7 protein-coding genes and 1 pseudogene are annotated in these 12216 nt (G+C 73.7%); 5 read left to right on the top strand and 3 right to left on the bottom strand.

The features are described 5' to 3' along the window. Positions 1 to 546: 546 nt before the first annotated feature. The 3 genes from SSBG_RS06925 to SSBG_RS06915 all read left to right on the top strand — a co-directional run bounded on the left by SSBG_RS06925 (position 547) and on the right by SSBG_RS06915 (position 4152). Positions 547 to 2817: an MMPL family transporter gene (locus SSBG_RS06925; protein WP_008745490.1), complete on the top strand. Its 2271-nt coding sequence runs from the start codon at positions 547 to 549 to the stop codon at positions 2815 to 2817. Between the two features lie 27 nt (positions 2818 to 2844). After that, a complete protein-coding gene (locus SSBG_RS06920) occupies positions 2845 to 3432 on the top strand; it encodes a GNAT family N-acetyltransferase (protein WP_008745489.1) in 588 nt (195 codons plus the stop codon). Between the two features lie 456 nt (positions 3433 to 3888). Continuing rightward, on the top strand, positions 3889 to 4152 hold the full coding sequence (locus SSBG_RS06915; RefSeq protein WP_008745488.1) for a DUF6191 domain-containing protein: 264 nt from the start codon (positions 3889 to 3891) through the stop codon (positions 4150 to 4152). A 212-nt stretch (positions 4153 to 4364) separates the two neighbouring features. On the opposite strand, the gene SSBG_RS06910 is transcribed toward SSBG_RS06915, so the two are convergent. The 3 genes from SSBG_RS06910 to SSBG_RS06900 all read right to left on the bottom strand — a co-directional run bounded on the left by SSBG_RS06910 (position 4365) and on the right by SSBG_RS06900 (position 7548). Further along, entirely contained in the window at positions 4365 to 5552 is a 1188-nt protein-coding gene (locus SSBG_RS06910; protein WP_008745487.1) for a PQQ-dependent sugar dehydrogenase, read from the bottom strand. Positions 5553 to 5841: 289 nt separating this feature from the next. After that, the gene (locus tag SSBG_RS06905; RefSeq protein ID WP_037869119.1) at positions 5842 to 6966 is read right to left on the bottom strand and encodes an aldo/keto reductase; all 1125 of its coding nucleotides are present in this window, start codon (positions 6964 to 6966) and stop codon (positions 5842 to 5844) included. Between the two features lie 93 nt (positions 6967 to 7059). Next, positions 7060 to 7548: a GNAT family N-acetyltransferase gene (locus SSBG_RS06900; RefSeq protein WP_037869118.1), complete on the bottom strand. Its 489-nt coding sequence runs from the start codon at positions 7546 to 7548 to the stop codon at positions 7060 to 7062. Positions 7549 to 7715: 167 nt separating this feature from the next. Here SSBG_RS06900 and SSBG_RS06895 point away from each other — a divergent pair, with 167 nt between their 5' ends. Together SSBG_RS06895 and SSBG_RS06890 are read left to right on the top strand one after the other, a co-directional pair. Beyond that, on the top strand, positions 7716 to 8669 hold the full coding sequence (locus SSBG_RS06895; RefSeq protein WP_199781347.1) for a 2-hydroxyacid dehydrogenase: 954 nt from the start codon (positions 7716 to 7718) through the stop codon (positions 8667 to 8669). 772 nt (positions 8670 to 9441) lie between these two features. Further along, a pseudogene (locus SSBG_RS06890) lies at positions 9442 to 12216 on the top strand (putative bifunctional diguanylate cyclase/phosphodiesterase); the annotation flags it as partial.

The raw sequence follows: 12216 nt of genomic DNA, 5'->3' as shown, positions 1-12216 counted from the left end.
CCGCGAGGTGGGGAGCCGCCCTTTTCGGTGTACGGGTGTGCACTCGGCGGAGTCCGGTTGGCGGCGCGGGTGAGCTGGCGTACGGGTGTGTGCTGCGCGTCGCTCGGTGTACGCGCGTGCGCCCGATGCGGTTCGGTGAACACCTGTGTACGGTGCGCGCTTCGGTGAACGCTCATCCATTCAGGTGGTTGCGTGCACGAATGTGCGCCGAATCTCCTCCGCGCGCGAGCGTGCGTCTCTCGCCCGCACACCCCGCCCCGGCCCGCCACGACGCCATGCCTCCAGACCTCACCCCGCCACCCTGCGTCCCGCCCTGTCCGGCCCCACTTCCACCCCCGCCCCGAAAAATTCCCGTAGGGCGGGAATAAACCTCTGTGAGGCGGCACACGAAACGGTCAAACGATCAGGTTTTGCTGCCAGAGTGTCCAAAACCGCCTGCTCCAGGCCGGTTTTGGGGCCTGCCTACGTAGTGTCCGCGGTGTCCGCGCTCGCGACCGCGCCATGTGGCTCCCTCCGCACGACCACGAAGCCCCCAGGGAGCCGTCCGTGGCAGCACTCGCCCGCTGGTGCGTCAAGCACCGCCTCCTCACCGTCGTCCTGTGGCTCGTGGTGCTCGCGGGCACCGCTGCCGGTGGGCTGCTCGCCGGGTCGGCGTACTCGAACGACTACGACGCCCCCGGCACCGAGTCCGGTCGCGCGACACGGCTCCTGGAGGAGAACTTCCCCGGGCTCGCGGGCGACAGCGACACCGTCGTGTGGCACACGGACGACGGGTCCGTCCGCGCCGCCGCCGTCGAGCAGACGATGGGCCGCACCCTCGACGACCTCGCCGACCTGCCCGGCGTCTCCGCCGTCGCCGGCCCCTACCAGGGCAACGGTGAGGGCGGCGGCATCAGCGCCGACGGACGCACCGCGTACGCCACCGTCACCTTCGACAAGCCCGCCGACGACCTCCCCGCCGGCCAGGCGCAAGCCGTGGTCGACACCGCGCGGGACGCGGCGGGCCCCGGCCTCCAGATCGAACTGGGCGGCAGCGCCGTGGCCGGCACCGAATCCTCCGGCCTGCACCTGAGCGAGGCGATCGGCGTCGGCGTCGCCGCCATCGTCCTCTTCCTCGCCTTCGGCTCGCTCCTCGCGAGCCTGCTGCCCATCGCCACCGCGCTCGTCGCCGTCGGCACCGCGTACAGCGCCATCACGCTCCTCGGCCACGCCATGACCGTCGCCGACTTCGCGCCCATGCTCGGAATGCTCGTCGGCCTCGGCGTCGGCATCGACTACGCGCTGTTCATCGTCACGCGCCACCGCAGAGCGCTGCGGCGCGGCGCCGAACCCGACCGGGCCGCCGTGGACGCGACGGCGACGACCGGGCGCGCCGTCGTGTTCGCCGGGGCCACCGTGTGCATCGCGCTGCTCGGGATGCTCGTCCTGCGGCTCTCCTTCCTCAACGGCGTCGCGATCGCCGCCGCGCTGACCGTCCTGCTCACCGTCGCGGCCTCCGTCACGCTGCTCCCCGCGCTCCTGTCGTACACCGGGCCCCGCGCCCTCAGCCGTCGCGAGCGTCAGCGGCTCGCCGCGCATGGTCCCGAGCCCGAGACGCCGAGCGGGTTCGCGGCGCGCTGGTCCGCCTTCGTGGAACGGCATCCCCGCCTCCTCGGCGCGGGCGCCGTCGCCGTCGTCGCCCTCCTCGCCCTGCCCACCTTCTCCCTCCACCTCGGGACCTCCGACCAAGGCAACAACCCCGCGACGTCCACGACGCGCAAGGCGTACGACCTCCTCGCGGGCGACGGCGGCGAGGGATCGGGCTTCGGGCCCGGGGCCAACGGGCCGCTCACGCTCGTCACCCACGTCGGCGGCGCGCAGGACAAGGTCGCGCTCGACCGGCTCCACGGCGACCTCGCGGACGTCCAGGGCGTAGCCTCGGTAAGTCCCGTCACGTACGACCAGCGCGGCGACGCCGCGTACCTCACCGTCGTGCCCGCGTCCTCGCCGCAGTCCAAGCAGACCAGCGCGCTCGTCGAGCGGCTGCGCGAGGACGTCCTGCCGCGCGCCGAGAGCGGTACGTCGCTCGATGTCGCGGTCGGCGGTGTCACGGCCGGGTACGACGACTTCGCGCGGCTGATCGTGGGGAAGATGCCGATGTTCCTCGGCATCGTCGTCGCCCTCGGCTCCGTCCTGCTGCTGCTCGCCTTCCGCTCCCTCGCGATCCCGCTCAAGGCCGCCGTCATGAACATCTTCGCCGTGGGCGGGGCCTTCGGCGTCGTGGTCGCGATGTTCCAGTGGGGCTGGGGCAGCGAACTGCTCGGGCTCGGCGCCTCCGGGCCCATCGAGCCCTTCCTGCCGGTGATCATGGTCTCGGTGCTCTTCGGGCTCTCGATGGACTACCAGGTCTTCCTCGTCAGCCGGATGCACGAGGAGTGGCGCGAGACCGGTGACAACCGCCGCGCCGTACGCGTCGGCCTGGCAGAGACGAGCCGGGTCATCAACTCGGCCGCCGTCATCATGATCTCGGTCTTCCTCGCCTTCGTGCTCTCCGGCGACCGCGTCATCTCGATGTTCGGCATCGCGCTCGCGGTCGCCGTCGCGCTCGACGCGTTCGTCCTGCGCACCCTGCTCGTGCCGGCCCTCATGCACCTGCTCGGGGACGCGAACTGGTGGCTGCCGAAGTGGCTCGACCGCCGGCTGCCCCGGCTCAGCATCGAAAAGCCCGTGCCGGCCGCGGAGGCCGCCTCTAGAGTCGTGCCGCGTCCGTGTCCGGCGGACGGCAGCGGGCCCGATAGCGAGCCCGCCCACGAGGACGACCGGGTACGGACCGGGTGACGGTCCCCGCCCGCCCCTGGAGGCACCTTGTTCGCCCTTCCGCTCGGAGAGGACGGCGCGGAGCTGCGCCCCCTGGAGACGTGGCACGCCGCCGAGTTCCTCGCCCACATCGAGCGCGGCCGTGACTTCATCGGCACGTACATCACTTTCGGCCAAAGCGTCGTGGACGAGGAGAGTGCGCGCGAGCTGCTGTGCGACTACGGCGCGAAGCGCGTCGCCGACACCGGCTTCCTCTACGGGATCTGGGACGGCTGCGGGCGGCCGGGAGGGGGCACGCTCGTCGGCGGCGTCCTCTTCCGCGTCTTCGACGCCGCGACCGGCGTCTGCGAGATCGGCTGCTGGCTCGAACCCGCCGGTACGGGGCGCGGCCTCGTCACCCGCGCCTGCCGCGTCCTCGCCGACTGGGCCTTCCACGAGCGGCACATGCACCGCGTCGAGTGGTGGGCCGTGTCCGCGAACACCGCGAGCATCGCCGTCGCGCGCCGCCTCGGAATGCGCCGCGAAGCGGTGCTCAGGGAGAGCTACCCGCGCGGCGGTGTGCGCCACGACAGTGAGGGATGGGCCGTGCTGGCCCACGAGTGGGCCGCGCGGAACGAGGACGGGCCGCACCCGTGAGTCTCCCGGAGCACGGACCCGAGGCTCCGCGCCTCTCGCGCTGAGGCCCCGGGGTGTCGCGCCCTGGTGGATCGACGGACGCGCCCGCCTCGCCTCAGGGGCTGAGGGGGCGCGTGCCGAGGGGCTGGCGGGGAGACAGACGCGGCGGGACGGTGGATGTCGCGTACGGGTGCCGGGACGTCGCGTGCGCGGCGGGTGATGCCGCGTCGGCCGCGACGTCGCCTTCACGGCGTACGACTGCGCCTCCGCGCCGCGTGACGTCGCGGGGACGGGGGAGCGGCGCCACCCGGCGTGGGGCCCGGGAGCGGAAGCGACACGGCGGACAACCCGGGGGGTGAACGCGAGGTGCGTGGTGCCCGCTCGGGTGAGGGACGGCGTCTCGCTCTCCCGCCCGCTTTCACTCGAACGGGCTTACGCTGACAGAACGGGCACCCTGCCCGAGGCGGGAGGCCCACCGTGTTCAGCGCGTTCGACATGCTCTTCAACCCCGGCCGCAAGCACACCGAGGACGAGCGCAGCCGGCTGGAACTCACCCGTGAGGACGTCGGGGACGGCGATCCCGGTCACGGTGCCATCGACCTGCGCTCGGGCAAGGTGACGGTCCGCGTCGCCCACGGTGCCGCCGTCCCGCCCACCACCGACGACACCCCCGAGGAAGAGCCTGGCCCGCCGGCGCCCGAACCCCGCGCGGTGACGGACCCGGGAGCCTGGCGGATCTGACAGCCGAGCCACGCGCCACGCCGCGGGGGCGGCGGCGTGCGACCGCCGCGTCAGCGGCACAGCGGCGGATACCGTCGCGGCGTCGCGGCGGCACGGCGACGAGCCCTGCCCCGCTGCCCCGCCCCGTCCCGGCCGCCGAACGCGCGAAGCACGGGGCGCGAGACCCCAGGCACGACGCACAGCACCCGAAGGACCGCGCGGCCCCGCCGAGGTCACTTCACGCGCAGTTCGAGGATCTTGTCGTCCCCCTTCGACGGGGTGCCGCGCGAGTCGGTCTCGTTGGTGAGCAGCCAGAGCTTGTCGCCGCCCGCCGCGACGACGGCGCGCAGCCTGCCGTACTCGCCCTTCAAAAACGCCTGCGGCTTCGCGGCGGCCTCGGTGCCCCGCAGCGGTACGCGCCACAGCCTCTCGCCGCGCAGCGAGGCGAGCCACACGGAGCCTTCGGCCCAGGCGACGCCGCTCGGCGAGGCGTCGGCGGTCTTCCACTGCTCCAGCGGGTCCTTGAAACCGGACTTGCCGGCCTTGCCCTCCGCGTCGGGCCAGCCGTAGTTGCCGCCCGGCTCGATGAGGTTCAGCTCGTCCCATGTGTCCTGGCCGAACTCGGAGGCCCACATGTGCTTCGCCGGGTCCCAGGCGAAGCCCTGCACGTTGCGGTGGCCCCAGGACCACACGGGCGAGTCCGGAGCGGGGTTGCCTCGCGCGGGACTGCCGTCGGGGTTGACGCGCAGGATCTTGCCCGCGAGGGACGCGCGGTCCTGGGCGAGGCCGCGCTCGCCGGTCTCGCCGGTGCCGACGTAGAGCATCCCGTCGGGGCCGAAGGCGATCCTGCCGCCGTTGTGCGTCACACCCTTCGGGATGCCGCGCAGCACGGTGCTGGGCGCGCCGAGCCGCTGCCCGGCGGGCTTCTTCGCGTCGTAGAGCATCCGCGCGATCCGGTTGTCGGACGCGGTCGTGAAGTACGCGTACACCTGGTGGTCCGTCGCGAAGCCGGGCGACACCGCCAGCCCGAGCAGGCCGCCCTCGCCCTCGTGCACGACGCCCGGCACCGTTCCCGCGAGCGTCTTCTTGCCCGAGGCGGTGTCGACGTCCAGGATCTGGCCGTTGTCGCGCGAGGAGACGAGCAGCCCGCCGCCGGGCAGTGGCGCGAGTGCCCACGGTGCCTTCAACCCCTCGGTGACGGTGCGTACGACCTCGACCGAGCCTTTCGCCGGAGCCGCAGAGGCGCTCGCCGACGCGGAGTCCTGCGGGGCGCCGCTCGCCCCGGAACCGCTGCTCGCGGCGCTCGACGGCGACGCCTCGCGGATCGGGTCCCAGGAGCCGTCCGAGCCGGACGAGCAGCCCGCGAGCAGCAGGGCTCCGGCGGTGGCCAGCGCGGCGCGGGTAATCGGAATGCCTCGCACGAAACGGTCCTCTCGGTCGGGCTCGCCCGGTCACGTCCACACGACGCGTTCCCGCGCCGGCTCCCAGCATGACGGCGCGAGGCGGCGAAGGGGACGTCGCGCGCCGCACACGTCGCGTACGGGGCGCCACGTCGCGCACCGTACGGCGCGGTGCACCGTACGGCGCGGTGCACCGTACGGCGCGGTGCACCGTACGGCGCGGGCCGCGCACGCGCCGTACACGCCCCCGGCCCCCCCGCATGGCCTCCGCCCCGCCGCCCCCTCTACGTCACCCCGCGCCCGTCGCCCCTCACCCCCACACGTCCCAGCTCTCCCGCGCCCGCGGCAGTGCGGCTATCTCGCGCAGGTCGTCCGCGTCGAGGCGCAGGGACGACGCCGCGGCGTTCTCGGCGGCGAAGGGGGCGCGCTTCGTGCCGGGGACGGCGACGACGCGCGGATCGGCGGCCAGGACCCAGGCCAGGGCGACCTGAGCGACCGTCGCGCCGTGGCGCGAGGCGACGCGGCGCAGGCCCGCCACGACGGGCTGGTTCGCGGCCATCATCTCCGCCGTGAAGCGCGGGTGCCTGGCCCGTACGTCGTCCGGCTCGAAGCCCTGCCCCGGCGTGAGCGTCCCGGTGAGGTAGCCGCTGCCCAGCGGACGCGCCGCCAGGAAGCCGACGCCACGCGCCACGCACCACGGCAGCAGCGTCCGCAGCGCCTCGCGCGACCACACCGACAGCTCCGCCTGCACCGCGCTCACCGGGAAGACCTGCTGGACCCGCTCCAGGAGCCGCACCGTCGGCGCGTACGGGGCCTCGCGCGGCGCCGCGAGGACGCCGCGCGCCGTGCGCACCGTCACGCCGCCCTCGCGCGACGTACCCTCGCGCATCGCGCCGCCCCCGCGCACCCCGCCGCCCCCGCGCGCCCCGTCACCGCGCGCCGTCGCCTCGCGCACGGCCCGCGCGTCGTGCGCGCACAGACCGAGCGCGCGGACCTTGCCCGCCGCGACGAGTCCGGCCATCGCGCCCCACGTCTCCTCGACCGGCACCTCGGGATCGGCGCGGTGCAGCTGATAGAGGTCGATGACGTCGGTGTGCAGCCGGCGCAGCGAGGCGTCGCAGGCGCGCCGTACGTACTCGGGGCGGCCGTTCGCGACGAGGTGCCCGTCGCCCACGAGCAGCCCGCACTTCGTCGCGAGCAGCGCCTCCGCGCGCCGCGCGCCGAGGGCCCGGCCGAGCAGCAGCTCATTGGTGAAGGGCCCGTACATGTCGGCCGTGTCGAAGAGCGTCACGCCGTGGTCGAGAGCGCTCCGCACCGTCCGTTCCGATTCGGTGCCCGAGCGCTGCGAACGCGTGTATGCCCAGCTCATCGGCATACAGCCGAGACCCACGGCCCCTGCGCGCAGCGCCCCGGAGCCGATCGTCCTGCGCTCCACCTGGTCTTTCCTCCCCGCTGCCCGTACGCGGGTTCTGGCTCACCTTCTGTGAAGCGCACACGATCCGCGACGATTGACGCTGCCGTACAGAGGTCAGCCCTGGCGGTCCTCGACGAAGGTGAACTTCATGAAGAAATTTTCCGCGTCAGCCGACACCTGCCGGAAGCCGGCCTTCTCCCAGGCCCGCGCTGCCCGCGCGTTTCCTTGTACGGGATCGACGGTCACGCGCCTCCACCCAAGACCACCCAGGTGCGCAACAAGCGCGCGGGCGGCATCTGGCCCCAGGGCCCGGCCCCGCGCCTGTGGTACCAGCACCATGTCGATGCCGCCTTCGGCCGCTCCGGCGTGCCAGTACTGGGCGTAGCCCACCGGTGTGCCCTGTTCCAGTACAAGGAAGGACTCCACATGCGGCCGGCGCCGCCCGACGTACTTCACAGCTACCTCGTCCCGGGATACCGGCACGCCGCCCCAGTGCTCGACGAGGTCGGGAGAGGCAAACCAACGGCTCAGCAGGTCCACATCATCCTCGGTCGTCGGAACGAGACGGGTCAGCGCACCGTCGATGACTACTCCATGGGCCATCAGTCACCCTCTGCTCATAGGACCTGCAGGCCAAGCCATGATGGTGGAAAGGCACGGCGTCACGGAAGCTGAGCCGGACCCCGTACGCGCACCAAATTAACCGCAGCGCCTCGCGGCCCCCGCCCCGGCCTCCCCGGCGGCCCCCGGCGGTCGTTAGCCTCCTGACCATGACAGGCGATGTGTGGCTCCCCTATCCGGCCGACCAGATCCCGGGCCTGCCCGGCGAGAAGGAATCGGGACTGACGTACCGCCGCTGGGACGGTGAGGAGACGTTCCCCGCCGACCCCGCCGACTGTGTGTTCTACGTCGTGCCCTACCTGCGCGGCACCGAGGTCGCGCTGCGCCCGCTGCCCGCCATGCGGGACGTGCGCGTCGTGCAGACGCTCTCGGCCGGGACCGACAACGTCGCGTCGGCCGTCGCCGCCCTGCGCGAGGGCGTCGTGCTGTGCAACGCGCGCGGCGTCCACGAGGCGAGCACCGCCGAACTCGCCCTCGCCCTGACCCTGGCCTCGTTGCGCGGCATCCCACGTTTCGTGGAGGGCCAGCGCGTCGAGGAGTGGCGCTCCGGCTTCTACCCGGCGCTCGCCGACCGGACCGTGCTCATCGTCGGGTACGGGTCGATCGGTGCCGCGATCGAGGACCGGCTCGCGCCCTTCGAGTGCGCGCGGGTCCTGCGCGTCGCGCGCTCCGCGCGTGCCACGGAGCGCGGCGACGTGCATCCGCTCACCGCGCTGCCCGCGCTGCTCCCGGAGGCCGACGTCGTGATCCTCTCGACGCCGCTGACCGAGCAGACCCGCGGCCTCGTGGACGCGGAGTTCCTCGCGCGGCTCAAGGACGGCGCGCTCCTCGTCAACGTCGCGCGCGGCCCGGTGGTCGACACGGACGCGCTGCTCGCCGAGACCGGTACGGGGCGCCTCACCGCGGCCCTCGACGTCACGGACCCCGAACCGCTCCCCGCCGCACACCCCTTGTGGCACACGCCCGGTGTCCTCGTCAGCCCGCATGTCGGCGGTTCCACGTCCGCGTTCGAGCCCCGCGCGAAGCGGCTCCTGGCCCGCCAGCTCACCCGGTTCGCGGCGGGCGAACGGCCGGACAACATCGTGCTGACGGCGGGCGCCTGACCCCCCGGCGGGCCCGGTCGCGAGGGCGCGACGCCCCTCCCGCCCCTGCCGTCCCTCCCGCCCGTCCCGTCCCCGTGCGGGTGTGCTTGTTACGTTCCGGCCCCCGGTGGGTGGTTTTCGCCCCACCATGGGCCGGGAACGGAACCAGCGAACCCGGCTACCGGCACGTACCGCGCACGGATCGCCCCGTACCGTAGACGATGCCTCCGCTTCGTCACGGAGAGTAGAGAGACTATGTCGCTCTGTGACGATTCTGGTGTATCGTCGCCGCAGGGGTGCCGTCGCGGACGGTGACGGTGCCGGGGACGAGCCGCCGGACGGCCGGGCCGAGGACGCCGGAGACAGGGACGCCGAGGGGGCGACGGGGTATGCGGGGCCTTGAGACACGCCAGCGGAGCACGTACGGGGCGCGGCCGACAGCGCGCGGGGTACGGCCCGCGCGACGCGGGCGCGAGCCGCTGCCCGGACGCACCGCCTCCCGCCGTTCCGCCGGACGGGTGCTCATCCCGCCCACGGGAGCGGTCCGGTGAACGCGCGCGAGGCCGTGAGCGACGCGCGCCCCGGCGAGAGCGGGACTCTCCCCGAGACCACGCGTGCCGACGACAGCGGAAGCGCCGGCGGGCACGCGCGTCCCGAGGAGACCGGTGCCCCGCCCCGGACCGGCGGGGCATCCCAGGACGGCGGCCCTCGTCAGGCCGAGGCTCCTCCTTCGGCCGACGGCCCCCCTCCGGCCGACGATCCTTCTTCGGCCGACGGTCCCCGCCAGGCCGGGATTCTCGGTGCGGGCGCGGACCCGGTGGGCGGCGGGGCGCGGCGTCTCGCGCCCGGCCTCCTCGGTCAGATCCTCCTGGTGCTGCTCAGCGCCGGATACGCCGTCGGCTCGGTGCTCGGCTGGGGCTCGCCGCGCGTCGCCGCCTTCATGGGCGACTTCGGGCTCAGCCTCGCCGGGCTCGTCGCCTGCGTCTCCTGCGTGCTCTACGCGCGCCGCAGCCGGACCCGCTTCCGGCCCGCCTGGCTCCTCTTCGCCTTCTCCTCGGTCATGGCCGCCGGGGGGAACGCGGTCTGGGGCTGGTACGAGGTCGTCCTGCGGCAGAGCGTGCCCGTCCCCGGTCTCGCCGACCTGTTCTTCCTGCTCTTCGCCCCACCGGCCATCGTCGGCCTCCTCGTCCTCGCCAAACGGCCCGTCACCCGCGCGGGCTGGGCCTGCCTCGCGCTCGACTCCTGGCTCATCGGCGGCTCGCTCCTCACGCTCTCCTGGAGCCTCGCGCTCGCGCACACGACGCAGTTCCGGGGCGAGAGCGTGCCCCGCGCGGCGCTCTCGCTCGCGTACCCGCTCCTCGACATCGCGCTCGTCTCGATGGTGCTCGCGCTGCACTTCAAGCGCTCGGCCGCGGGCAGGTTCGCGATCAACACGGCCGTCGGCGCCTTCGCCCTCACGGTGCTGTGCGACGCCCTCTTCACCTCGCCCCTGCTGCGCGACAGCTACCGCTCGGGCCAGCTCCTCGACGCCGGCTGGTTCGCCGGGTCCCTGCTTCTGGCGTACGCCCCCTGGGTACGCTCCACGCGCCGCGCCCCCGCCGAGGAGCCCGTCAAGGTCCCGCCCGCGACGCGGGCGCGCACCAGCACCTTCGCGGCGCTCACCCCGTACCTCGCCGCCGCCGTCTGCACCCTCGGCCTCCTCTACAGCGCCGTCAACGCGCCGAGCGTCGACCGCGTCGTGCTCATCACCGCCTGCACCGTCGTGCTGGCCCTCGTCCTGCGCCAGGGCATCATGCTCGTGGACAACATCGCCCTCACGCAGGAACTGGCCCATAAGGAAGAGCACTTCCGCTCGCTCGTCCAGGGCTCCAGCGACGTCATCATGATCGTCGCGCCGAGCGGCGTCCTGCGGTACGTGAGCCCCGCGGCGAGCGGCGTCTACGGACGCGAGGCCGAGTCGATGCTCGGCTGCGAACTCGCCTCCCTCATCCACCCCGAGGACCTCGGCCAGGTCGTCCACGAGATCCGCCGCTTCCTCGCCGCCGACCCCGGCTGCGAGCCCACGACCCGCATCGAGTGCCGCTTCAAGTCCGGCTGCGGCGACTGGCTCAACGTCGAGTCCACCGTCAACCGGCTGCACGGCGGGCTCATCCTCAACAGCCGCGATGTCACCGAACGCGTCCGCCTCCAGGCCCAGCTCCAGCACAACGCCGAGCACGACCCGCTCACCGACCTGCCCAACCGCGCCCTCTTCACGCGCCGCGTGCGCCGCGCCCTCAAGGGCCGCCGCACGGGCGACACCGGGGTCGCCGTGCTCTTCATCGACCTTGACGGCTTCAAGGGCGTCAACGACTCCATCGGCCATCAGGCCGGCGACGAACTCCTCGTCCAGGCCGCCCGCAGGCTCCACGAGTCGGTGCGCTCGGGAGACACCGCCGCGCGGCTGGGCGGCGACGAGTTCGCCGCGCTCATCGTCGGCGAGGGCACCCGCGACGTGGCCGAGCGCGAGCAGCAGATCAAGGACCTCGCCGAACGGCTCCGCGTCGCGCTCTCGCTGCCGTACATGATCGAGGGCCACGAGGTGCGCATCGCCGCGTCGATCGGCGTCGCCTTCGCCGAGAACGGCCTCGGCGCGGGCGAGTTGCTGCGCAACGCCGACCTCGCGATGTACCGCGCGAAGGGACTCGGCAAGGACCGCGTCGAACTGTACGTCCCCCAGCTCCAGACCGAGGCCGCCCGCCGCACCGCGCTCGCCGGGCGGCTGCGCACGGCGCTGGACGAGGGCGAGTTCGCACTCCTGCACCAGCCCGTCGTCTGCCTGCACACCGGCGCCGTCGAGGTCGTCACCGCCGAGGCCCGCTGGCGCTCCGCGCAAGGCATCCTCTTCACCCCGGAGGAGTTCCTGCGCGGCCCCGGGGACGCCGAACGCGGCGGCGCGCTCGGCCGCTGGCTGCTCGGCGAGGCCATCGCCGAAGCCGCCGAACGCCGTGCCGAGGGCCATACGACGCCCGTCTCGGTGCGGCTCGGGGCCCGGGCGCTGCTCGACCGGGCCACGACACCGCTCACCTCCGTCGAGGCGCTCCTCACGCGCTACGCGCTGCCCTCGGGCGCTCTCCAGATCGCCCTGCGCCTGGACGACCCGCGCGTCCCGCTCGACACCCTGGAACGGCGCCTCAACGTGCTCCGCAGGCTCGGTGTACGCATCGGGCTCGACGGCTTCGGCGCCGGGCACGCCACGATCGAGGCGCTGCGCAGGCTCCCAAGTCGACGCGCTCACGCTCGACCGGAACCTCGTCAGCGGAGTCGTGGACTCGGCCCGGCACTACAAGATCACCGCCGGAGTGCTGCGGATCGCCACCGACCTCGGCCTGTACACCGTCGCCGAGGGCGTCGACCGCGCCGAACAGGTCACCGTCCTCCAGGCGCTCGGCTGCACCCACGCGCAGGGCCTCGCCTTCTCCGGCCCGCTGGACGAGCACCGGCTGCGACGCGCGCTCGGGCCCGGCACGTACCCCGTGCCGGGCCGCCGTCCCGGTCCCTCGCGCCGCCGGGCTCCGCACCTCGCCGG

The sequence above is a fragment of the Streptomyces sp. SPB074 genome (genome assembly GCF_000154905.1).
Taxonomy (GTDB): domain Bacteria; phylum Actinomycetota; class Actinomycetes; order Streptomycetales; family Streptomycetaceae; genus Streptomyces.
Note: the sequence above shows the minus strand (reverse complement) of the source record. Positions and strands in the feature narration are given on the sequence as shown.

What these genes read in the sequence shown, in the direction of transcription:
- SSBG_RS06900 (WP_037869118.1), bottom strand. Translation starts at nt 7,548, where the DNA reads ATGGCCCATGGAGTAGTCATCGACGGTGCGCTGACCCGTCTCGTTCCG.
- SSBG_RS06895 (WP_199781347.1), top strand. Translation starts at nt 7,716, where the DNA reads ATGACAGGCGATGTGTGGCTCCCCTATCCGGCCGACCAGATCCCGGGC.